The 22,018-nt window shown below is 62.6% G+C and carries 19 protein-coding genes; 11 read left to right on the top strand and 8 right to left on the bottom strand.

Annotated elements, in window-relative coordinates:
- The first annotated feature begins 6 nt into the window (after positions 1–6).
- From JQ575_RS03360 to JQ575_RS03345, 4 genes are read left to right on the top strand one after another with little or no spacing between them, the layout of a single operon-like run.
- Positions 7–801 carry an enoyl-CoA hydratase/isomerase family protein gene (locus JQ575_RS03360; protein WP_212031860.1) on the top strand — a complete coding sequence of 265 codons (795 nt, stop codon included), beginning with the start codon at positions 7–9 and terminating at the stop codon, positions 799–801.
- A gap of 3 nt (positions 802–804) precedes the next feature.
- On the top strand, positions 805–1,563 hold the full coding sequence (locus tag JQ575_RS03355) for an SDR family oxidoreductase (protein ID WP_212031859.1): 759 nt from the start codon (positions 805–807) through the stop codon (positions 1,561–1,563).
- Between the two features lies 1 nt (position 1,564).
- Positions 1,565–2,497 carry an alpha/beta hydrolase gene (locus tag JQ575_RS03350; protein WP_212031858.1) on the top strand — a complete coding sequence of 311 codons (933 nt, stop codon included), beginning with the start codon at positions 1,565–1,567 and terminating at the stop codon, positions 2,495–2,497.
- Complete coding sequence (locus tag JQ575_RS03345; protein ID WP_212031857.1) at positions 2,494–3,687, top strand: acyl-CoA dehydrogenase family protein; 1,194 nt, start codon at positions 2,494–2,496, stop codon at positions 3,685–3,687. The genes JQ575_RS03350 and JQ575_RS03345 overlap by 4 nt, the downstream gene beginning before the upstream one ends.
- Before the next feature lie 44 nt (positions 3,688–3,731).
- Here JQ575_RS03345 and JQ575_RS03340 read toward each other — a convergent pair whose 3' ends face one another.
- Genes JQ575_RS03340 through JQ575_RS03310 form a run of 7 tightly spaced genes read right to left on the bottom strand, consistent with a single transcriptional unit; the run spans position 3,732 to position 11,744 of the window.
- Complete coding sequence (locus tag JQ575_RS03340) at positions 3,732–4,892, bottom strand: ABC transporter substrate-binding protein (protein ID WP_212031856.1); 1,161 nt, start codon at positions 4,890–4,892, stop codon at positions 3,732–3,734.
- Between the two features lie 30 nt (positions 4,893–4,922).
- Positions 4,923–5,969 (bottom strand): branched-chain amino acid ABC transporter permease, encoded by a 1,047-nt coding sequence (locus JQ575_RS03335; RefSeq protein ID WP_212031855.1) that lies wholly within the window; start codon positions 5,967–5,969, stop codon positions 4,923–4,925.
- 4 nt (positions 5,970–5,973) lie between these two features.
- Positions 5,974–6,846: a branched-chain amino acid ABC transporter permease gene (locus JQ575_RS03330; RefSeq protein ID WP_212031854.1), complete on the bottom strand. Its 873-nt coding sequence runs from the start codon at positions 6,844–6,846 to the stop codon at positions 5,974–5,976.
- Positions 6,846–8,780, bottom strand: a complete 1,935-nt coding sequence (locus tag JQ575_RS03325) for a long-chain fatty acid--CoA ligase (RefSeq protein WP_212031853.1) — start codon at positions 8,778–8,780, stop codon at positions 6,846–6,848. The genes JQ575_RS03330 and JQ575_RS03325 overlap by 1 nt, the downstream gene beginning before the upstream one ends.
- Complete coding sequence (locus JQ575_RS03320) at positions 8,780–9,574, bottom strand: ABC transporter ATP-binding protein (RefSeq protein WP_212031852.1); 795 nt, start codon at positions 9,572–9,574, stop codon at positions 8,780–8,782. Before JQ575_RS03320 ends, JQ575_RS03325 begins: the two co-directional genes overlap by 1 nt.
- Positions 9,571–10,425 carry an ABC transporter ATP-binding protein gene (locus tag JQ575_RS03315; RefSeq protein ID WP_249166398.1) on the bottom strand — a complete coding sequence of 285 codons (855 nt, stop codon included), beginning with the start codon at positions 10,423–10,425 and terminating at the stop codon, positions 9,571–9,573. The genes JQ575_RS03320 and JQ575_RS03315 overlap by 4 nt, the downstream gene beginning before the upstream one ends.
- Positions 10,426–10,430: 5 nt before the next feature.
- Positions 10,431–11,744, bottom strand: a complete 1,314-nt coding sequence (locus JQ575_RS03310) for an NAD(P)/FAD-dependent oxidoreductase (protein ID WP_212031851.1) — start codon at positions 11,742–11,744, stop codon at positions 10,431–10,433.
- Positions 11,745–11,985: 241 nt separating this feature from the next.
- Here JQ575_RS03310 and JQ575_RS03305 point away from each other — a divergent pair, with 241 nt between their 5' ends.
- Positions 11,986–12,621, top strand: coding sequence for a TetR/AcrR family transcriptional regulator (locus tag JQ575_RS03305; RefSeq protein ID WP_212031850.1), 636 nt, complete (start codon positions 11,986–11,988; stop codon positions 12,619–12,621).
- Between the two features lie 307 nt (positions 12,622–12,928).
- Here JQ575_RS03305 and JQ575_RS03300 read toward each other — a convergent pair whose 3' ends face one another.
- Complete coding sequence (locus JQ575_RS03300) at positions 12,929–13,162, bottom strand: hypothetical protein (RefSeq protein WP_249166397.1); 234 nt, start codon at positions 13,160–13,162, stop codon at positions 12,929–12,931.
- 381 nt (positions 13,163–13,543) lie between these two features.
- Here JQ575_RS03300 and JQ575_RS03295 point away from each other — a divergent pair, with 381 nt between their 5' ends.
- From JQ575_RS03295 to JQ575_RS03270, 6 genes are read left to right on the top strand one after another with little or no spacing between them, the layout of a single operon-like run.
- Positions 13,544–14,179, top strand: coding sequence for a hypothetical protein (locus JQ575_RS03295; RefSeq protein ID WP_212031849.1), 636 nt, complete (start codon positions 13,544–13,546; stop codon positions 14,177–14,179).
- 53 nt (positions 14,180–14,232) lie between these two features.
- Positions 14,233–14,922 carry a hypothetical protein gene (locus JQ575_RS03290; protein WP_212031848.1) on the top strand — a complete coding sequence of 230 codons (690 nt, stop codon included), beginning with the start codon at positions 14,233–14,235 and terminating at the stop codon, positions 14,920–14,922.
- A gap of 7 nt (positions 14,923–14,929) precedes the next feature.
- Positions 14,930–16,234, top strand: coding sequence for a hypothetical protein (locus JQ575_RS03285; protein WP_212031847.1), 1,305 nt, complete (start codon positions 14,930–14,932; stop codon positions 16,232–16,234).
- A 21-nt stretch (positions 16,235–16,255) separates the two neighbouring features.
- Positions 16,256–18,310, top strand: a complete 2,055-nt coding sequence (locus tag JQ575_RS03280; protein WP_212031846.1) for a carboxypeptidase-like regulatory domain-containing protein — start codon at positions 16,256–16,258, stop codon at positions 18,308–18,310.
- Positions 18,311–18,316: 6 nt separating this feature from the next.
- On the top strand, positions 18,317–19,381 hold the full coding sequence (locus JQ575_RS03275; RefSeq protein ID WP_212031845.1) for an aminotransferase class I/II-fold pyridoxal phosphate-dependent enzyme: 1,065 nt from the start codon (positions 18,317–18,319) through the stop codon (positions 19,379–19,381).
- Positions 19,378–22,017 carry an OmpA family protein gene (locus tag JQ575_RS03270; RefSeq protein WP_212031844.1) on the top strand — a complete coding sequence of 880 codons (2,640 nt, stop codon included), beginning with the start codon at positions 19,378–19,380 and terminating at the stop codon, positions 22,015–22,017. The genes JQ575_RS03275 and JQ575_RS03270 overlap by 4 nt, the downstream gene beginning before the upstream one ends.
- The last annotated feature ends 1 nt before the right edge of the window (position 22,018 follow it).

Below are 22,018 nucleotides of genomic sequence, written 5' to 3'. Positions count from 1 at the left end.
CTTGCCATGATCGATAAAGGACCCGTTCTGCTCGACATCGCCGACGGCATCGCCCGACTCCGCCTCAATCGTCCCGATGCGGCCAACGGTATGAGCGCCGAGCTTCTCAGCGCGCTGTGCGACGCCGTCATGGTGTGCCACGGCGCGCCGGACCTGCGCGTGCTGCTGCTGAGCGGCGAGGGGACGAATTTTTGCGCGGGCGGCGACATCAGAGCGTTTGCGTCGAAGGGTGAGAAGCTGCCCGACTATATCAGGCAGGCCACCGCCTATCTGCAGAACGTCGTGACGGGCTTGCTGCGGCTGGAAGCGCCGGTGATTACCTCGGTGCAGGGCTTTGCGGCAGGTGGCGGTGGCTTCGGTCTCGTCTGCGCCTCCGATATCGTCATCGCTGGCGAATCCGCCAAATTCCTCGCGGGTGCGACCCGCGTTGCAATGGCGCCTGATGCCGGTGTCTCCGTTACGCTGTCGCGGCTGGTCGGCTTGCGCCGCGCCATGTCGATCCTGCTCACAAATCCGGTGATATCGGCGCCCGAAGCGCTCTCCATGGGCATCGTCACCAAGGTCGTTCCGGATGCTGAACTGGCCGAGGCGTCGATGGCCATGGCACGGGAATTGGCTGAGGGCGCGCCAAAGGCGCTGGCCGCGACCAAGCGGTTGGTCTGGGCCGGCACAGCGCTCAGCATTGAGCAGTGCCTTTCGGAAGAGGCGCGCACCGTGTCCGAACTCTCAGGGATGGCCGACGCGCGGGAGGGGCTCGCCGCCGTCATAGAGCGGCGCAAACCGAACTTTACAGGACGCTAGCCGGTGCCTGTCGCCAGCACCCGGCCTTTCGGGCGGCTCGACGGCCGTCGCGCCTTCGTTTCCGGCGGTGCGCAGGGCATTGGTGCGGCGATCGTGCGAAGTTTTGCTGAGGCCGGTGCGCATGTCGTGATCGTCGACCTCGATATCGCCAGAGCATCCGATCTTGCGGGGCAAGTTGATGCGACTGCGGTCCGCCTCGATGTCGGCGACACCGCCATGGTGCAGGTGACCATGGCGCAGTACGGTCCGTTCGATATCGTCGTCAACAATGCCGGCGTCGACCAGCATGCGTTCTTCACCGACACCACGCCGGAAGATTGGACAAAACTGCTCGCGGTCAATCTGGTCTCGGCCTTTGCATGCACCCACGCCGCGCTGCCGGCGATGCAGGCGGCCGGTTTCGGGCGTATCATCAACATCACCTCGGAAGCCGCGCGGCTCGGCTCGAAGGGCGGCGCAGTCTATTCCGCCGCCAAGGCTGGTGTAATCGCCTTCACCAAGAGCATTGCCCGCGAGAACGCGCGCTTCGGGATCACCGCCAATTCGATCGCACCGGGACCGATCCGCACGCCGATGCTGGAAGCCGCCGTAGCGAACGGCGGCGACAGGATTTTGCGTGCCATGACCGACGCCACCCTGTTGCGGCGGCTCGGCGAACCCGAAGAAATCGCCGCCGCCGTCTTGTTCCTGGCGTCCGATCAGGCGGCTTATGTCACCGGAGAAACCATCGGCGTATCCGGCGGCATGGGATTGGGCGGCTGATATGGCGCGCGCAGGCGGCGACATCGCAACGGCGCCGATCGATCTTGCGATCGCGCGCATCCGGGCGGTCTATCGCAGCTGGAATCGCGATACGTCAGTGGCCCAGATGCGTAGCGATTGGGATGCGGCCTTCGGGGGCAGTACCGCACCCGTTACGTGCGTACGGATCTCCGCCGGAGGCGTCGATGGCGAATGGATATCGCCGGCCGATGCGCCAGAGGATCAGGCCATCCTCTATTTTCACGGCGGCGGCTTTCGCCTCGGTTCGGTCGCCTCGCACCGCGACCTGATTGCGCAGATCGCAGTCGCCAGCGGTTGCCGTGTGCTCGCCATCGACTATCGCCTCGCGCCGGAACATCGTTTCCCTGCTGCGCTGGATGATGCGTTGGCGGCCTACGCGTGGATGCTCGATCGCGGCCTGAAACCGGATAACGTCGCCCTTGCGGGGGATTCCGCCGGCGGCAATCTCGTGCTGTCAGCCATGCTGGCCTTGCGCGAACGCGGGCTTCCGCTGCCGGTAGCGGCGGTGCTGATGTCGCCATGGACCGATCTGGCGGCGACCGGCGCGAGTTATGTCAGCCGGGCGGAAGCTGACCCGATCCATCAGCGGCCGATGATCCTGGCATTGGCGAAGAATTATCTGGGCGGGCAGGGCGATCCCCGCGACCCCCTGGCATCACCGCTGTATGCCGATCTAACGGGCTTGCCGCCACTATTGATCCAGGTAGGCGACCGCGAAACCGTGCTGGACGATTCCGTGATGTTTGCCGACATAGCGCGCTCCGCCGGCGTCGATGTTAGTCTGGAGGTCTGGGACGGCATGATCCATGTCTTCCAGATGTTCGAGCTTCCCGAAGCGCATCAGGCCATTGCATCGATCGCCGGATTTCTGAACCGGCACCTTCACATCAAGGACGAGAGGGCATCATCATGAACGTCAGGCCCGCCGATCCCCGCAGTCACGCCGACAGCGAGTTCCATTTCTCGGAGCAGCCGCAACTGTCGGAGGAATTGCGGATGCTGCGCGAGCAGGTTCGCCGCTTTGTCGAGAAGGAAGTCGTGCCGCATGGCGAGGCGTGGGAGCGCGAGGGAAAAATCCCGCGCGAGATCTATCGCCGCATGGGGGCGCTCGGGTTTCTCGGCATACGCCATGCGGCTGAGTATGGAGGCACCGATATGGGGCCGCTGGCGTCGATGGTGTGGGCGGAAGAACTCGGACGTTCGACCTTCGGCGGTTTCACTTCATCGGTGCTGGTTCATACCGACATGTCGGCGGTCCACATCACCCTGCGCGGTACTCCCGAGCAGAAGCAGAAGTACCTTCCCGCGATCATCCGCGGCGAGACGATCTGCTCGATCGCGGTGACCGAGCCCGATGCGGGCTCCGACGTCGCCGGCCTGAAGACGCGGGCCCGCCGCGACGGTGATTCCTGGGTGATCAACGGCTCGAAAATGTTCATCACCAATGCGGTCTATGGCGATATCCTGATCGTCGCCGCGCGCACCGATCCCGCCGCCAAGGGTAGCCGCGGCATCTCGCTGTTCATCGTCGAGCGGACGACGCCCGGCATCTCCGTGACAAAACTCGACAAGCACGGCTGGCTTTGCTCGGACACCGCCGAGATCGGCTTCCGGGATGTCCGGATCCCCGCGGGAAATCTGCTCGGCGAGGAGAACCGCGGCTTCTACGGCATCATGGAGACCTTCGAGAACGAGCGGATCTGCATCGGCGGCATCTGCGCCGGCGAGTCCGCCAAGGCGATCGAGCTCACGACCAATTATGTGAAGAACCGGCAGGCGTTCGGCGGCCCGTTGTGGAACCAGCAGGCAGTCCGGCTCAAGCTCGCATCGCTCGCGACCAAGGCCGCCGCCGCGCGGGCGCTGGCCTATCATGCGGCGGAGCTTGTGGAGGCCGGCAAGCCGTGCCCGCGCGAAGTGTCGATGGTGAAGGCGCTGTCGCCGGAAGTGTTGCACGAGGTCGTGCATGGCTGCCTGCAGCTGCACGGCGGCACCGGCTTCATGCGCGGCACTCCGATCGAGCGGATGGTGCGCGATGCCCGCGTGCTGACCATCGGCGGCGGCGCCACCGAGGTCATGCTGGAGGAAGTTGCGAAAAGGATGTGAGCCCTGACCGGCACGACGAGTGCCGGCCAGGGGTCATCGTGTGCTCAATTCACCGGCTTGAAGCTCAGCGTCGAGAACTCCGACTGCATGATCTGCAGCTTCTGGTTCGAGAACCGCACGCCGGCTCCAAAACTGATCGGCGCCATGATGCCGGTCTCGACGTTTTTGGTCTTCTCCAGTTCGGCGATGGTGCAGGCCCAGGTCGGTTGCTTGCCGCAGCGCTCGATCGCGGCAATCAAGACCTTGGCGGCGGCATAGCCGGTCATGGAATAGCGGTTGATGCCTTTCATCTCGGCTTCCGGCAGCAGTCCCTTGGCCTTCTCGAGGAAGGCCTTGCCGGCTGCACCAGCGAACGGCTCGACATAATCGACCGCGTAGATGCCGTCGCCGGCCGGGCCCATCAGCTTCAGCACTGGCTCGACCCGTCCGGGCCAGAAGATGCCGACCACCGGCTTGATGCTGAGCTTCTCCAGCTCCTTCATCATTGCGATGTTCTCGCCGATGATGCCGCCGGCCAGAAACACTTCAGCGCCAGATTCCTTCAGTTGCAGCATGTCGGAGGAGAAGTCCTGCTGGCCCTTCTTGTAGTTGCCACTGTAGACCACGTTGAGCTTCCTGGCCTTGACCACGGTATCGAAGCCGTCGCGCACGGTGATGCCGTAATCATCGTCCTGGGTGATCAGGCCCCATTTCTTGCCGGGATTCTTCTCGGCGAGATAATTGACGAGGTGGATGATGCCTTCCTCATAGGATTGCCCGACCACGAACACGTTCTTGCGCGGCGGTTCCCAGAGGAATTTGACCGGTGCGACGTCGATCACGGTGGGAATACCGGCTTTCTCCAGCAGCGGCATCACGGCGATGGATTGACCGGAGCCTGAGATGCCGAGCAGGGCAAACGCCTTGTCGACGTCGGTCACCTTCTTGACGCCCTGGATGGTGCGCGCAGTGACATAGCCGTCGTCTTCCAGCACATATTTGATCTTGCGGCCGTTGATGCCGCCGGCGGCATTGGCTTCCGCGATCGCGATCTTGTGGCCGATCGAGGCGGCTACCCCGAGCAGCGCCGGCGGGCCGGTCAGCGGTTCGACATCGCCGATCACGATCTCGGTGTCGGTGATGCCGGGGTCTGCGGCTAGTGCCGGGGTGGTCGAGAGATATGCGCCTGCGAGCAACAGCGACGCGGTCGCCAGATATTTGATCATTGTTTCCTCCTCCTGTTCGATTTCTTTTGATTAGTAACGCAGCGGCCAGTTCACCCACATCCGCCTGAGGTCGTGCCAGGCGCCGACCAGACCGCGCGGCTGGAAGCGGAGGAACAGGATGATGACGAGGCCGTAGAGCATGCTTTTCAGCTCCTGAGCGCCGGTCGTGAAGACAGCATCGATCTGCGCGCTGAACAGGCTGAAGACGAGCCGGGTCGCTTCCGGCAGCAGCACGATCAGGATGGTGCCGAGCACGGCGCCGAGCGCCGAGCCCAGCCCGCCGACGATCAGGATCGCCAGCGCCTCGATCGAGAGCAGGAACGGAAAACCCTCGACGCTGACGAAGGAGAGATAGATGCCGTACAGCGCGCCGGCGAGGCCGGTGATGAAAGCCGAGGTGACGAAGGCGAACAGCTTGTAGGCGTGCAGATTGATGCCCATGACCCGTGCGGCGGTGTCGTTGTCGCGGATCGCGACAAAGGCGCGGCCGACCCGGCTGCGGCGGATATTGAGGGTGGCAAACAGGGTGAGGACTGCAAAGCCGAGGCAGAGGTAGGTGAAGGCGGCATCGCTGTCGAAGCTGATGCCGAAGATTTCCGGCCGTTGCACCGAAATGCCGCGGGCGCCGTTGGTCAACCAGCGTGCTTCCAGGATCACGGTGTTGATGATGAAGGAGAACGCCAGCGTCGTGATCGCGAGGTAAAGTCCCTTCAACCGCAGCGACGGCGCGCCGACGATCAGGCTGGCGAGCGCCGGCACTAAGCCTGCGCCAAGGAAGCCGACCAGCGGATGCATCTGGTATTTGGAAACCAGGATCGCATAGGCGTAGGCACCGGTGACGAGGAAGCCGACATGGCCGAGCGAAATCAGGCCGGTGTAGCCGGTCAGGATGTTGAGGCCGAGCGCGCCGACGACCGTGATCAGGATGATTATCAGGAACGACAGCACGTAGGAGTTCAGCACAAAGGGCGCGACGATCAGGCCTGCGACGAGCAGTGCCGACCACAGCCAGACCGGCGGCGAATCGACGAGGGTGACGAGTTCGCCGTACGTCTGCTTGAAATCACCGGTGCGCATCTTCCTAAACCCTCTCGATGTCGCGTTCGCCGAAGATGCCGAACGGGCGGACCATCAGCACCACGATGATCATGGCAAAACCCGCGACCTCCTTCATGCCGGAGCCGATGTAGCCGCCGGCGAGATTCTCGGTGATGCCGATCAGGAGCCCGCCAAGGCCGGATCCGAGCACGGCGTCGAGGCCGCCGAGGATGGTGGCCGGAAACGCTTTCAGCCCGAGCTGGAACATCGCCGGCGACAGGTCATAGGACAGCGCGAAGAACACGCCGCCGATTCCCGCGATCACGGATGAAGCGGCCCAGGCCAGCGCATGGACCCTGGTGGCGCTGATGCCCATCAGCAGCGCGGTACGGTCATCGGCGGCGACGGCACGCATCGCGACGCCGATCTTGCTGTAGCGGAAGAACGCCCAGATCACGGCGAGCAGCACAAGAAGGGTGACGATGACGGCAATTTGGCCGGTGCGAACGCCGATCGGGCCGATCCGAACGATGCTGCGGCCGAAGCCGACATCGAGGCCGTGCGGATAGGCATCCCAGATGAAGTTGATCGACGAGCGCAGGATCACGGCAAGGCCGATGGTCACCATCACGGTGGCGAACACCGGCTCGCCCAGCATCGGCCGCATCACGACGCGCTCGATGATCAGACCGAGCACGACGGCGGCGAGGATCGCGCCGAGCGCCACCACGAAGACGTTGCCGCTCACCGTGGTCGAGATAGTCCAGGCGATGTAGGCCGTGATCATGGTCATTTCGCCCTGCGCGAAGTTGACCAGGCCCGTGGATTTGTAGATCACCGCAAAGCCCATCGCGATCAGGCCGTAGATGGCGCCGATGGCAAGGCCGGATATCAGCAGCTGCATGAAATACTGCATCAGACCTCCGCCTGGTAGATGATGGCGAGTTCGCGCGCGAACTTCTTCTCGATCATGGCGCGTCGAACTTTTTGTGTGGCGGTCAGTTCGCCGTCGTCGTGGTCGAGTTCCTTTTCGAGGATCGCAAAGCGGCGGATGTTCTCGACGCGGGCAAAGCGCTTGTTGGTCTCGCCCACGATGCGCTCGACAAGGTCTTGCACTTCGGGGAGTTGCGACAGTGATTTGTAATTGGTGTACGGCAGGGCCTTGTCGCGCGCCCAGCGACCGACATTGTCGAAATCGACCTGGATGATGGCGCCGAGATATTTCCTGGCCTCGCCAACCACGATCGCTTCTTTGATGAACTCTGAATCCTTCAGCGCGTTCTCGATCTCGGAGGGAGCGATGTTCTTGCCGCCGGCGGTGATGATGATCGCTTTCTTGCGGTCAACGACGGTGATCTCGCCATTGTCCATGATTTCGACTATGTCGCCGGTGCGCAGCCAGCCACCCGGTTCGAGCGTGGCCGTCGATGCCTTTTCGTCGAGAAAATAGCCTTTGAAGACGCCGGGGTTCTTCAGCAGGATTTCGCCGTCGCTATCCAGCTTCCAATCGGTATGAACGAGCGGCAGGCCACAGCCACCGAGGCGATGATGGCTATCGGTCTGGATGAAGGCAACGCCGCCGCTTTCGGTCAGCCCGTAGCCTTGCGACACCGGGCGGCCGACGATATCGAAGAAGCGCAGCGTCTCCGGCGAAATCGAGGCGCCGGCGCAGAGACGGTGACGGCTGCGCGCGAGCCCGATATGGCGCTGGATGTTGCGAAACAGGAAAATGTAGAGCAGTCCGTAAGCGATCTGGTCGAGCCAGGTGTCGCTGCCGTTCTGCCGCCGGTCCGACAATTTGCGGCCCCATGCGAAACAGGCCTTCGCGAATCCCCGTCGCAGCCGGCCGCTCTCGCCGAGTCTGAACAGGAAATTCTGCTGCAGCTTCTCGTAGATGCGGGGGACGCCGACGAAAAAGGTCGGCGCGATCTCGCGGATGTTGAGTGCGACGGTATCGACCGATTCCGCAAAGCTGACGGTGCCGCCCAGCACGAGCTGCATCACCTCGGAGTAGCAGCGCTCAGCTACATGGCAGAGCGGCAGATAACACACCGATTCGAACGGCTTGTCTGATATCCCGACCGCCTCGGCATAGATATACGAGGCATAGACCAGGTTGCGATGCGTCAGCATGGCGCCCTTGGGCGGACCTGTGGTGCCTGAGGTGTAGACGAGGATGCAGACATCGTCGGGCGAGGCCCGCGCGATCAGCCGGTCGAGCCTGCCATTGGCGTCGGGGTTTTGGTGCGCGTAACGCTTGCCGAGTTCGCAGAGCTTTTCGAACGACATCAGTTGCGAGTGGCCGTAATGCCGCAGGCCCTTCATGTCGACGCAGACGATGGCCTCCAGTGCTGGCAGGCCGTCATTGTTGGCGATGGCGTCCAGAACCTTGTCGGTCTGCTCCTGGTCGCCTGATATGATCACGCGCGCGCCTGAATGCCGGACGATATACTGCAGCTCGACCCACGGATTGGTCGGATAGATGCCGACCGCAATAGCGCCGATCATCTGGGTGCCGAGATCAGCGTAAAACCATTCCGGCGTATCCTCGCCCGCGATGGCGACGCGGTCGCCGGGTTTTAACCCGAGCGACAGCAGGCCGAGCGCGACGGAACGCGCGGTCTCGTAATAATGGTTCCAGGAATAACGGTTCCAGATGCCAAAATCCTTCTCGCGCAGTGCAAGCTTGTCGCCATGCAGTTCAGCCCGCATTCGAAGTAGCTGCGGAATGGTGATCGCGGCATTCTGCAGCGTGGACCGCAACGACGTGGTGTCGGGGGCGGACGTGTTCTTGGCCGAACCCGCCTGCACAGCCGGGTGCGCTGTTCGCATCGTGTCGAGGGTGGACATCAGGCACCCACCTTCGCAAGCGGTTCCGAGCGGTGGCCGCCGAGATAGGCTTCCGTGACGGCCGGATCGCGCCGCACTTCGGCGGGTGTGCCTTCGGCGATCTTGCGGCCGAAATTCAGCACATGGACGCGGTCGGAGATGTCCATCACGATCCGCATCTCGTGCTCGATCATCAACACGGTGATGCTAAGCTGGTCGCGGATATCGAGCACGAATCGGGCGATGTCCTCGGTCTCTTCCTGGTTCATGCCCGATACCATTTCATCGAGCAGCAGCAGTTTCGGCTCGCAGGCCAATGCCCGCGCCAGTTCGACGCGCTTCTGCTGGCCGTAGGACAGCGTGCCGACGACCGCGTCGCGGATGTGTTCGATCTCGAGAAATTCAACGATGTGCTCGACGCGCTCGCGGGCCTCGATTTCCTCGCGGCGGGTGCGGCCGAAGAAGATCACGGCATCGAGCACGTTGGAACGCAGATGGGTGTGGCGGCCGGTCAGGATGTTCTCGACCACGGTGCCGTGCTTGAACAGCGCGAGATTCTGAAAGGTCCGTCCGATCCCGATTGCGGCAAAGCGCGAGGGCGAGACGGTCGCGAGATCGGTGCCGTCGAACAGGATGCGGCCGCCGGTTGGCCGCAGCACGCCGGAGATCATGTTGAACAGGGTGGTCTTGCCGGCGCCGTTCGGGCCGATTACGCTGCAGATTTCGCCCGATGTCACGGTGAGGCTGACATCGGCAACGGCTTTGAGGCCGCCAAAGCTCTTGCTGAGATGTTCGACGCTGAGCAGGTCGCTCATGACAGCCACCTTTTGCGCCGCTTGTAGTGCTTGGCGTCGCGCAGGCTCTTGCGTCCCGAATTGGAGACGCCGAGATAGAACTCCTGCACGTCCTCGTTCGACGCCAGCTTCTGCGCGGTGCCGTCGAGCACGACGCGCCCGGTTTCCAGGATATAGGCGTAGTCGGCGATATCGAGCGCGCGCTGTGCGTTCTGCTCGACCAGCAGCACCGTCATCTTCATCTCGTCGCGCAGCTTTGCGATTACCTCATAGATGCGGTCGATGATGAGGGGCGCGAGGCCCAGCGACGGCTCGTCGAGCGCCAGCAGCACCGGGTCGGTCATCAGGGCACGGCCGATCGCCAGCATCTGCTGCTCGCCGCCGGACATGTAGCCTGCGATCTGGTCGCGCCGTTCGAACAGGCGCGGGAACAGCGCGAACACCTTTTCGCGCCGCTCGCGCGCTTCCGCTGCGGTCTTGGTGTAGCCGCCCATCTGCAGATTTTCGTCGATGGTCAGCGCCGGAAACACGCGGCGGCCTTCCGGCACCTGCACGATGCCGCGCCGAACCAGCTCATCAGGGGCGAGGCGATGGATTTCCTCATTGCGGAAGCGGATCGAGCCGTTCTCGATGACGCCTTCCTCGGTGTAGAGAATGCCGGACATCGCTTTCAGCAATGTCGACTTGCCGGCGCCGTTGGAGCCGAGCAGGGCGACGATGCCGCCTTCGGGCACGGCAATGCTGACGTCGCGGATCGCTTCGATGGCATTGTCATAGACCACGCGGATGTTGCGGAATTCGAGCAGGCATGATGGATCAGGCGCGGCCTGCGCGCCGCTGATACTCACCTGCGTCGGGATTGTTGTCGGCATCGCGGTCAGGCCCGGCTCGGCTGCGTCACGCGCGGCCGCTGCGCCAGGATCGCGTCGGTGACGATTTTCGCGGTTTCGGCGCAGGCTTGCGTGCCGCCATTGCCGTATTGCTTGACGGCGTCGCCGACGCACCACAGGCCATCGATGCCGGTCTCTCGCGGCAGGTCGTAACCAGCGCAGCTGCGCTGGGCCGGCCAGTCGTCGCGCATGACGCGGATCGACAGGATTTTGGCTTGGGCAAAATTCGGGAACTGCTCGCGCAGATCGGTCAGCGTGAGTTCGACCTCGGCGTCGGAGTCGAAATCGCCGAGCGCCGGGATCGGCACGGCATAGGCGACATAGAGATGCCAGCCTGAAGGTGCCAGTTCGGGGCAGGTTGCCGTGAGGTTGGCCATGTTGCACAGCCGCCGCGTCTTGCCGAAGGTCACGATGCCGGGATGGGAGATCAGCGGTTCGCGGCTGGCAATATTGATGACGATGTTGGCGGCGGGCTTGAGCCCGCTGCGCACCTGCTCGACATAGGCAGGCGGGAAGGCGGCTTCGCCGCCAAGCGCCACGGTGGTCTTCGGACCGGCATTGCTGACGACGAGATCGGTCTCGATCCGCACCCGTTGGCCATCGCGTACAACGGTCACTCCGTCGACGCGGCCCCCGGTGGTGTGAATTTGTACCGCCGGCGTCGACAACCAGATATCGCCATTGCGTTTGATCGCGTTTCCGAGTGCATTCCAGACGCCGATCGTGCCTTGCGGGCAGAAGCCAAAACGCTTGAAGGCGCCCTTGCTGGTGAAATAGGTCAGGAAGGCGCGCGCCGGCAGTTCATTGGCGTTGCAGGCGAAGATCGCGGCGCACAGGTTGCGGAAGATCGCATGCACCGAGGCATTGCTGGTGTAGGTTTTGAGCCAGTCCTCGGTCGATTGCCGCCCGTCGGGCAGGTTGCCGGAGCGGGCGTCGGCGAATTTCTCCAGGATGCGGGAGGCCTGTTTTGTCAGCTGCCCGAGCAGCAGCGACCAGCCGCCGCGGCCGACATCGATAAGCTTGCCGTCGATGAAGAAGGAACTGGCGGGCTCGGGGGTGCGGATATCGAGCGGCGTGCCGACGGTGTTGAAGGTCTCCTCGAACACGCCGCCGAGTTCGATCGCGATGGCCCCGATATTGACCGTAAAGCCGTCGATCTCTTCGGTCGAGGCGCGTCCGCCGAGCCGGTCCTTGTCGTCGACGACGATGGTATGAAGCCCGGCATGGGAGAGGCGAGCCGCGGCGCAAAGCCCGCCGGCACCGGCCCCGATCACGACAGCATCCGCCCTAAAAACCGTCATTTCACCTCCCAAAGCGCGCTGCACGGTTGGTCCGGGCTGTCTTTGATTTAGATCATTCTATTATAATCCGACTGGCCGTTCAAACAATTTTTTGCAATAAGGACGATGTGGTCGATCGGCCGCAGGTCCGTGCAGGACCGACGGCGGGCCGACGCATCGAGATCTGAAAAAGGGCGGCTGAATCAGCTAAGCATGTCCTTGGGAATACGAGCTAAAGCTGAATGGAAGCGGACAAACTCCGATGGCGCGAACACGCTCTGAGAACTACGACGGCATCCATCTCGGCATATTGACCAATGCCGCCCGGCTGTTTTCGGCGCAGGGCTACATGCGCGCCTCGATCGCCGACCTCGCAGACGCCTGCAAGCTGTCGCGCGGCGCGCTCTATCATTATTTCGACTCCAAGGAAGCGATCCTGTTCGCGATCCTCGACGCCCATATCCGGGAAATGATCCAGCATGTCGAAACGGCCGTCGCGGCCGGTGGCCCGACGCTGACACAGTTTCAAAATGTCATTCGTGCGATCGTCGAGGTCAACGCCAAATCGCCGCATGAACAGCGCGTCCTGATTCACGACCTCTCGTTCCTGAACGAGGATGAGCAGCAGGCCATCAAGGATCTTGAACTTCAGCTGGTCGATGTCGTCACCGACCTTCTGGTCAGGCTCGACGCCGAGGGTCGAATCGTCAAGCGCACCAGGAAGATCTACACGATGATCCTGTTCGGCATCATCAACTTCACCTACACTTGGTACGACCCCAAGGGCGCGATCGGCCCGCAGGAATTCGCCGATATGGCGGTCGAATTGTTCCTGCAGGGCTTTGCGCCGGGAGCGGTTGGGAAGGCTGCTACGACGAACCGGCGCGAGAAAGTTTAGCGAGCGACGGACCTGCCGGTCGTTGTACGCGCGTGTGGAATGACCGCCTTCTGGCGCAAACCGGTCGTTGAGGTGTGGATCTTAGATCCCGTTGGCTCTCGCTGGTTGGATCTAGCTCAAACTTCCTCATGATGGACTGGAGCGAGAGTTTAATTGTTTCAACCAGTTAGAGGGCGGCGTGTGCACGACGTGTGCACCGGGAGATCCAAGAAAATCTAGAGACAACCAACGTGCGCGGGAGTCGACTTGCGAAGCGGAGCCAGGCAACGTCAAAGCGGTCTCGAATGATTTGCCGACGAGCTTGCGATCACGACAGGCGCCGAGCAGACCCGAGCCCTTCCGCCACGTCGTTGCAATGCGCGATCGGCTGGGGTCGCCCAATCAGGTGGCCTTGGATTTCGGCGCATCCTTCTTTCGCGAGGAAGACAAGGTGACTTGCAGTTTCGACGCCTTCTGCGATGACGGGCAGGTCTAGCGCGCGCAGCGAAAGTCGATTTATCTGCACGTCCCGGATCGGTCCGGCGGCATTATCCAATTTCATCATTTCCCTCAAAGCCGTTCTGAGCGGTTCATCGGTGGCTCGCGGTGGGATGTGCATTTGGTGGACGGATGTTTCCAACGAAAATCCTCGGTGGGGGGATCGGAATCAAGTGAATGTGGTGTGCACTCCGGCGTTCGTGTGCACCATGTGTGTGGCAGCTTGGGCTTGTGCGGCGAAGCTAACTTCTTCCCCGCGCCTCAAGTAGCCGATATCGGCGAAGCAAGCTTCGCGGTCGGAAGCGCCGCCGTCATCAAAATCATTGTAAACTAAGAGCTTTTGCGTTTGGCACGCCCATTGCTGTTGTTATGCGCGAGGACGCCTGCACGAAAGGCTGCGCCGACGTCCATGCACCTGGCTTGGCCAACCCCTTGGGAGGACGAAATGCAGAATCCGCTCAGCGAATACAATCCGGAAATGGAAATGTTCGAATCCGAGCAGTTCGAATGGTCCGGCGAGACGGCCGGTGAAGTCGTCGGGGAAGACGAACTGCTGGAGCTCGCGGCCGAATTGCTCGAGGTCAGAGATGAGCAGGAGCTTGATCGATTCCTTGGCAGCGTCTTCAAGAAGGTCAAGCAGTTCGCGAACTCCTCGGCCGGCAGGGCCGTCGGCGGCATGTTGAAGGGCGTTCTGAAGAAGGCGTTGCCGATTGCAGGCGGTGTCGCTGGTACCTTCTTCGGAGGACCGGTCGGCGCCTCGATCGGCAGCAAGCTTGGCTCTATGGCCGGCAACCTGTTCGAGCTGGAGCTCGAAGGGCTGAGTCAGGAAGATCGCGAATTCGAGGCGGCCAAGCAATTCGCGCGATTCGCAACTGAAGCGGTGAAGAATGCTGCTTCCGCGCCGGGCGGCAATCCGGTTGCGATCGCACGGCAGGCCATCGCTACAGCGGCACAACGATATGCCCCGGGACTGGCGAACAGCGCGCCTTCGCCCTCGGCACACCATGGCGGCGGAGGTCGCGCGCGGACCGGTCGGTGGCGCCGCATCGGCCCGAACAGGATCATCGTCGAAAACATCTAGCGGTTGCAGCAACTGCCTTCAGCGATGCGAACCCAAAAGCCACGGAGACCATCATGCATGACATCGATCGCACCCAGCTAGAAGCCAACATGGAATACCAGGAATTCCAGGTAGAGTATCAAGGCGAGCAATTCGAAGGCGAGCAGTTTGAGTTTCCCGGCGAATTGCAGGAAGTCTTCAGTGAAGGCGAGCAGATGGAGCTCGCCGCCGAACTGCTCGAAGTTAGCAACGAGCAGGAACTCAATCATTTCCTCGGGAACATCATCCGGAAGGCGGCCGGCGCCATCGGCAGCGCCGTCAATTCTCCGCTCGGGCAGCAGCTCGGCGGCATCCTGAAATCTTCGGCGCGGAACGCTGCCCTGCAGGCCGTGCCGGTCATCAGCGACGCCATCGGGTCGCGTATCGGCGGACGTCTTGGGCCGTCGATTGCCAAGGGGCTGACCGCGTTCGGCACCAGCGCGTTGAGCGGGGAATACCAGGAACTGAGTGGCGAGGATCGCGAATTCGAAGGCGCCAGGCAGTTCGTCCAGCTTGCGGCAAACACCGTAAAGAACGCAGTCGCGGCACCGCCGGGCACCGATCCGAGGGCGGTGGCGCGCACAGCCCTGGTCAAGGCGGCGCGAACGGTTGCGCCCGGCCTATTGCAAGGCGGCGGCTCGTCAGCTGTGCCTCAAACCCGTGGCTCCGGACGCAGCGGAATCTGGTACCGCCGCGGCAACAAGATCATCCTGCAAGGCGTGTGAGCATCCGATGGCCCTCGATTCCTACACACGAGCGATGCTGTTGCACGAGACGCGCTCGCTGAAGGCGCGGCTCATCATGGTCAAGTCGTTCGCGCTGCAGGAACCGATGTTGCCGGCCGCGGCGCTGCTCCCGGCTGCGCAGTCGTCGATCGACAAATGTCTGGTCGTGGGCCGCCGCCAGTTGCGGCGTTTGCTGCACCAATTCCTGCGCTGGCTGCAATCGCCCGCCAGCGCCAATGCTACGCCGGAAGAAGCCCAGCGCCGGTTCACGATGCTACGCCTCAAATTCAACGTGGTGCTGACCCAGTTCGACATGTTCTCGGACGTGATCACGCAACGAAGCGAGAACGAGACCGGGGTGTGGCTGGGCGGCCTCGATGTCGTCTCCGCCGATGCACTGGAATTGCCCGGCTATTACCAGGCGCCGCCGATCATCTGCTATCTCGACCGTGACATCGGCGCCGCGATCCGGCGCGCACGCACGCGTCTGCCCGGCGGCGGCGAGAATCCGGTGGCCATCATACGGGTGCCGCGCGAGCGCATGGTGGGCACCGGCATCGCCTCCTCGCTGGTGCACGAAGTTGGCCACCAGGCCGCCGCTCTGCTCGATCTCGTCGATTCGTTGCGTCCGGTCTTGAAAGGTTTGCAACGTGGTTCAGCCGCCAGCCGCTTGCCCTGGCGCATGTGGGAACGCTGGATCTCGGAAATCGTCGCCGATTTCTGGTCGGTCGCCCGTGTCGGCATCGCCTCCACCATCGGGTTGATGGGGGTGGTGAGCCTTCCGAAGCCGTTTGTTTTTCGTCTTAACGCTGATGATCCGCACCCGATGCCGTGGATTCGCGTCAAGCTCAGTGCCGCGATCGGTGACGCACTCTATCCGAATCCGCAATGGCGCCGCCTTGGCGCATTATGGGAATCCTACTACCCGCCCGCCGGACTGCCTGCACCGACGCAAAATCTGCTCGCGCAGTTGCTGGAGAGCATGCCGGCCTTTGTGTCGGTCCTGGTCAATCACCGCCCGAGGGCGCTGCGCGGTCGTTCGCTGATGGAAGTGATGGACGTTGCTCAGCGTCAGCCGGCGCGGCTCGCCGCGCTCTATCAGCGCTGGGGGGCCAACCCATCAGAGATGTACCGAGCCTCTCCGATCCTGGTGTTTGCCGTCATCGGTCAGGCGCGCGCCGACGGCGGGATTAGCCCGGAGGATGAAAGCGCGCTGCTGTCCAAATTACTCACTTACTGGGCGCTCCGCGCCACCGTGAACACGTCAGAACTTTGCGCGGCCGTACCTGCCATGCGCAAGGCCGCAGCTTAACGACCACCGATGGAGGATGAGATGGCGACCTATACCACTAGCAAACCGCAACCAGGCAGCATCTCCGGCGGCGTGTTCGACGTCGGTTTATCGCCAAAGGACAAGTACAAGAATCCGATCGCCGACGCCCTCGTCGAGTTGTTTCTTGAGGAAGTCAAGAAGTACCCACAGGCGATTCCGGAACGCTCTGTCCGCAGCCAGGCAAATGGACAGTTCGATTTCGACGACCTCGATCCGGGTGACTACTGGCTCCGGTGCAAGGTATTCGCGTTGGACCCGCAGTACCACAAAGCGACCGTCGAGGAGGGATGCATCACGCAGGTGCCTTTCGGATTTCAGGTGGGGTTTGTGATCGAAAGCCAGGCGGCGACGGACGATTGCGAGCCTCCCAAGCCGTGCGATCGTGTGACCTCAGGCCGGATGATGGTGTTCAAGGTACCGCCGATCGGGTCGTCGAAGCTCGATTGGGGGCCGATGCAGCACAGGATATCGCCAGTCGCAAACGATCCGACAGCATTCATGTTCGACACAACGGGCCTGCAAGGTTCCGTTGCTCCGACGGCTCGCATGATTGGGCCGGGCGGCGAGAGCGAGAATGCCTCTGCCCCCATCACCGTGACGCCACCGCCGTCGGTCAACATTGGCGGAGATATCAGAACGTCGGCGCAGCGCTCCGGCGGGATGACGCCGACCGCCGATATGGGCCTTTGGCTCGCGATTCGCACCCACGCCAAGGCGATTTCGTTCGGTGGGTTGGGAACGAAGGGCACCGGTCGGACGCTCCGCGGCTATCAGGGATTCATCGAGCAGGTTTTGTGCGAAGGTAACAATCCTCAAGTTCTGCGCCCAGGCAGCCCGGACCTGACCGAAATAAAGCAGGCGAGGCTCAGGCCCATGCACGGCATGGCGGCGTATGAGCTGCTCAAGACCGCAACCGAAATCTTCCTGTTGTGGAATTGCGGCGTCGCGGTGCAGGAGTTTGATTCATTCGGTAGGCCCCTGACAACGGACGACGAGGAACGGATACGTTCGGGACTGACCGTTGCCGATGTCACGGACAGACTCAAGACCTATCTCGGTACCGGCCGTCTTCCCTGTATCGAGCGCGTCGTCCAGACCGCATTTCCGGGCTATGAAGTGGCCGGACGCGATGACGTATTCAATCGCAGCGTGTTCTGCACGGGCGTCCTGACCCCGCGCGCCGATAACGTCTGCCTGATCGAGCTGATCTGGTCGTATTGGCATGAGGAAGGCATGTTGGCGCAGTCGATGAACGCCATCAGCCAGCGTTTCCAGAACGTGCGCAGTATCGCCGATCGCGATCCGCTCGCGCACGTCACGATCGATCCGCTGCGGCCGCTCAACAATCTGCTCTGGGGTTACGTACAGGACGAGCAGAACCGGCTAACAGTGAAACGGCGTGGGGCCGAATACGATCATGAATACGGCATCACATTGCGCGGCAAGGCGTTGCCGCCGCTGCGTCCGGCGGACAGCCGCTCGAAATTCCTCGAGGGCTTCCATAACCTGCTGCACATGTGCTCCGTCTTCTACAAGGAGGACAACGACACCACCGTCATCGCCGATGCGTTCCCGCTGCTAAAGGCGTTGAGGGAAGTTCATCTGCTGCTTGCACAGGGAGCGCACAACCAGTTCGGCGATCTGCCGTGGACGGCACGGGTCGAAATGCTGATGCAGCAATGGCTGCTGGCGCGGCCGGAGATGCGCGACTTCCTGCAAAGTCGGCCGATGGTGCCTTATACCGAAGCCTGGATGCCGCAGGTCGACACCATGAAGACGCTGCAGGGTTGGTCGGACGTCACCGTCACGCACTTCCATGATCTGGCGTCCTTCGGCGAGCAGATACTGCTATCGGTCCGCTACGGTGACTGGATCGATCTCAATGACGAGAGCCATGCCAAGAACTGGGTGCGCTACTGGCGGCCGGAGATTCAGAGCTACATCCATGCCTATCGCACCGTGACGGGTATAGATCTGACCAATCCCGACACCGTCGATTACACGATGCCAGCCGTGCATCTGCAGAAGCGGCTGGCGATGCAGCGGGCGCGGTGAGATGCCGTGCTCGACTTCACCTCGGCGCTCTATCTCGGGCTGCGCCACCCGAGCCCGTCGTTGCGTCCCTGGCCGGCGCTCACGACGGGCAAGCCCGCGGCGCTGCAGTCGTCGCGGGTCAGCGCCGCCATTGCAGGCGAGTTCGCTGCGCTGGTGGGATGCGAACGCGCGACGCCGCTTGCGTCGACGCTGCACCTGTTCTGGGACCTGTTTGGATTGCTCGCACGTGACCGAGTGAGGATCTACATGGACGAGGGTAGCTATGCCATTGCGCGATGGGGCGTCGAGCGGGCGGCGGCGCGAGGCGTTCCCGTGCGCGAGTTTCCGCATCGCGACGCCACAGCGCTCAGCGATCTGATAAAGCAGGACAGGCGCTCCAAACGTCGGCCGGTCGTCGTTGCCGACGGTTTCTGCCCATCCTGCGGAAACGCAGCACCATTGCCGGAGTTTCTGCAATGTGTTGCGCCTCAGCAAGGCTATGTCGTGATCGACGATACGCAGGCGCTTGGCGTGCTCGGCGAGCAGGGTGGTGGTTCGTTGCGGTGGCAAAGTGTCAGATCGCCGGACGTGATCGTCGGCAGTTCGCTGGCCAAGGGATTTGGCGCTCCGATGGCGATGCTGGCCGGCAGTGCCGGCCTGATCCGGCGCTTCGAGGCGGAGAGCGACACCCGCGTCCATTGCAGTCCGCCGTCGATCGCGACTCTTCGTGCCGCCGAGCAGGCGCTTGACGTCAATCGCAGCCACGGCGAGCGGCTCCGGCGGTACCTGGCGTTACTGGTTTGCCGCTTCCAGGCTGGACTGCGTGCGATCGGGCTTGTGGCGGATGGCGGTCCGTTTCCGGTGCAGACATTACAGCCCGCCGGCATCGCGGCGGAAGTATTGCGCGCACGGCTGCTTCGGCGCGGTATCCGCACGGTCGTGGTCCGGCGCTGCCGCGAGATCGCTACGCGCGTGGCATTTCTGATCACCGCGCTGCACCGGCACTCGGACATCGACATGGCTCTCGAGGCAATCGCTCAGGCGATGACATCCGACCATTCCACCCACCAACTGACGGGGAGGGTATCATGACTTCGTATTTCGAATTCGAGACGATCCCGTATAGCGGCGAGTTGACCGAGCAGGAGGACGAGTTCGGCCTGGGAGAAATGGAATCGGAAGACGAGTATTCGCGCCGCAGGCGGGGTTCGACCGGGAGGCCGCAGCGGCGGCCACAGATCATGCGGAAGCCGCGGCCCCGTCCGGCCTGGATGCGGCCGCGCTGGCCAGTACGTCCGCGCCCGACGGTATTTCCCGTCATCCCCTGGGGCGGTGGTTGGGCGCCAGTCGATCTGCCGCCGGCCGCGCCGCCGGAGCCGTCTCAGGATGAGCCGCCGATCGATCCGGCAACCGACGCGCCGGCGCCGGATGATGGACAGCAAGCCGCTGACGCGCAGGATGCACCCGACGGCCAGGCCGATTCGTCCCCGCCAGCCGATTCCGAGAGCTTCGGATTCGAAACCGCGTTCGGTGAAGCCGAGACCGGCTTTGAAGTGTTCGGTGAGTTCAGCGGTGAAACGAACGAATGGGAACTGGGCGCGCCTGGCGAGTTCGAACTGACAGGTGAGGTTGCCAAAAGCACAAAACCATCCTTCCGCTATGTGAAGGATTTCTCCGGTCCCGCCGCGGAGTGTGTTGCCGCCTTGCGCAGGGCAGGAAAAAACAAGGCCCAGGCATTGACCATCATCAATGCGCAAATCGGTACGGCGATCGTCATGCTCCGCAAGGCGGCAGCCAACCTTCAACGAGGCAGCCGCTCTACCGCCACCAAGAATACCTTCCTCAAAATATTCAGGGTGAAGCCTGAATTCGTGCCGACCTGGATGAAGCCGACAGCCGCGATCAAAGATCGAGGTGACGTTGTGGCAGTCCGGTGCAGGCGGGTGGCCGACCTGCTGGCGAGCGGTAAGCTGAAGTTGTTCTGCAGGATCAACTCGACCAATTGTCCAGATTGCGGCAACGACAATAATGACTTTGCCTGCTCGAGCTGGGGATCCGAAAGCGCGGCTCCCGGCAGGAGCAACGTCATCTGCCTCGGCAATGCGTTCTGGGATGACATGAAGGCGGGTCGGACATCGTCCCTGCTTTCCACGCTGATGCACGAGCCCTTCCACATCTATTTCGGCAGATACGTGACCGAACATGCCGCCGATCGCGGCAAGTTCGGCGGCATCAACTGCATCGTGCGGTTTGTGTTCGAGGCAAACAGTCGCGTTGCGCCCGCGCGCGTCAACCAGCGCTGCACCGCCATGGCGGCGCGACGCGAACTGGAAGCCGAGTCGCAATATGGCGAGCTGGAGTCGTTCGAGCTGGAAGTACCGGGCACATGGCAATCCGAAGCCGCGGGGGCCAGCAATGTCCGCTGGCTGCAGGCTTCGCTGAACCAGTTGCTCGGCACACGCCTCGCCGTCGATGGCGTAGCCGGTGCGCAGACGCGCGCCGCGGTTCGCAGTTTTCAGCAGAAGCGTGGACTCAAGGTCGACGGCATCGCCGGCCCGGCGACGAACGCCGCCATCAAGTCGGCGCTGGGGCAAGGTGCGCCTGCATCGGCCGTCACAGGCGATCCCTGCCAGGGTCTGAAGGTTCCGGAGATCCTCGATAGTTTCGATTTTGACCGCGACAATCTCAAGCCGCATCATCTGCCGCTGATCCAGCGGCTTGCCCAATGCATCGTGGCGACCCATCGCAGGGGGCGACCGGTGCGCCAGGTCCGCATTGTCGGGCATACCGATCCGGTCGGCACGGACGACTACAATCGCAATCTTGGTCAGCGGCGCGGAGAGCAAGTCAAGCTCGGCCTGCAAAAGGCTATTGATACACTGGTGCCGGGACTCGCCAGTCGCGTCGCCATCACGGTCGAAACCGTCGGTGAATTGCAGCCGGTTCCTGGCAACGCGCCCGGCAGCCGCCGTGTACAGGTTTTCGTGGTCATCCCGCCGCGCGTGCGGCCGCCCCCGCCGCCAGCTGTTATCACCATCCCGTCGAAGTGCGGTTTCCGTTCGTCGGTGCATGGATTGAAATTCGTCAATTCCTTCAGCGTGCCGGCTGTGATCATGAAGCCCCTTTCCATGCTTGCCTCCAAGCTCGGATTTTCAGTCGGCTCAGGCGGCTACGGGCTTTGCGGCGGCATGTCGTTGCTGGCCGGCGATCACTTCACCTTCGGGGTTGCAGTTCCGACGACGACGTCGGTGCCGGCGACCGGCAGCGCGTTGCACCGCAAATTGGTCGACCGCCAGATGGACTCGCTCAATCTCAATCTGTCGTCGATCGGTTCGGACTTTGGTGCGCCGGTGTTGAAGTTCTTCGACTGGATGGGCCGTCCGGATTCGGGTGCGTCCAACAGCACCGCGGCGCTCACGACGATCGAACTCGCCAAGGTGACCGCCGCGCTGCGCCGCAGTAAGGTGGTCGTGATCGGGTTGGTGCTGGTCGATAAAACCGGCTCATTGACCGAAAACCACCAAGTGCTCGTGCATTGCATGACACGACGATCGCCGGGCCTGGCCCTGCTTCATATCTACGATCCGAACTTCCCGCTTCGTGACGATATTCAGATCGAGGTGAGAACCAGTGGCGGCGAGACCATATCGAAGGAGCTGGTGCCCGGTGGTGCGGGACAAAGTATCCGGGGCTTTTTCGTGATGCCGTTCACGCCGCAGAAGCCGTGAC

The sequence above is a fragment of the Bradyrhizobium sp. JYMT SZCCT0428 genome (assembly GCF_018131075.1).
Classification (GTDB): Bacteria; Pseudomonadota; Alphaproteobacteria; order Rhizobiales; family Xanthobacteraceae; genus Bradyrhizobium.
Note: the sequence above shows the minus strand (reverse complement) of the source record. Positions and strands in the feature narration are given on the sequence as shown.

Coding starts and splice junctions, on each gene's coding strand:
- JQ575_RS03360 (WP_212031860.1), top strand. CDS start 7: ATGATCGATAAAGGACCCGTTCTGCTCGACATCGCCGACGGCATCGCC.
- JQ575_RS03350 (WP_212031858.1), top strand. CDS start 1,565: ATGGCGCGCGCAGGCGGCGACATCGCAACGGCGCCGATCGATCTTGCG.
- JQ575_RS03345 (WP_212031857.1), top strand. CDS start 2,494: ATGAACGTCAGGCCCGCCGATCCCCGCAGTCACGCCGACAGCGAGTTC.
- JQ575_RS03340 (WP_212031856.1), bottom strand. CDS start 4,892: ATGATCAAATATCTGGCGACCGCGTCGCTGTTGCTCGCAGGCGCATAT.
- JQ575_RS03335 (WP_212031855.1), bottom strand. CDS start 5,969: ATGCGCACCGGTGATTTCAAGCAGACGTACGGCGAACTCGTCACCCTC.
- JQ575_RS03330 (WP_212031854.1), bottom strand. CDS start 6,846: ATGCAGTATTTCATGCAGCTGCTGATATCCGGCCTTGCCATCGGCGCC.
- JQ575_RS03325 (WP_212031853.1), bottom strand. CDS start 8,780: ATGTCCACCCTCGACACGATGCGAACAGCGCACCCGGCTGTGCAGGCG.
- JQ575_RS03320 (WP_212031852.1), bottom strand. CDS start 9,574: ATGAGCGACCTGCTCAGCGTCGAACATCTCAGCAAGAGCTTTGGCGGC.
- JQ575_RS03315 (WP_249166398.1), bottom strand. CDS start 10,425: ATGCCGACAACAATCCCGACGCAGGTGAGTATCAGCGGCGCGCAGGCC.
- JQ575_RS03310 (WP_212031851.1), bottom strand. CDS start 11,744: ATGACGGTTTTTAGGGCGGATGCTGTCGTGATCGGGGCCGGTGCCGGC.
- JQ575_RS03305 (WP_212031850.1), top strand. CDS start 11,986: ATGGCGCGAACACGCTCTGAGAACTACGACGGCATCCATCTCGGCATA.
- JQ575_RS03300 (WP_249166397.1), bottom strand. CDS start 13,162: ATGAAATTGGATAATGCCGCCGGACCGATCCGGGACGTGCAGATAAAT.
- JQ575_RS03295 (WP_212031849.1), top strand. CDS start 13,544: ATGCAGAATCCGCTCAGCGAATACAATCCGGAAATGGAAATGTTCGAA.
- JQ575_RS03290 (WP_212031848.1), top strand. CDS start 14,233: ATGCATGACATCGATCGCACCCAGCTAGAAGCCAACATGGAATACCAG.
- JQ575_RS03285 (WP_212031847.1), top strand. CDS start 14,930: ATGGCCCTCGATTCCTACACACGAGCGATGCTGTTGCACGAGACGCGC.
- JQ575_RS03280 (WP_212031846.1), top strand. CDS start 16,256: ATGGCGACCTATACCACTAGCAAACCGCAACCAGGCAGCATCTCCGGC.
- JQ575_RS03270 (WP_212031844.1), top strand. CDS start 19,378: ATGACTTCGTATTTCGAATTCGAGACGATCCCGTATAGCGGCGAGTTG.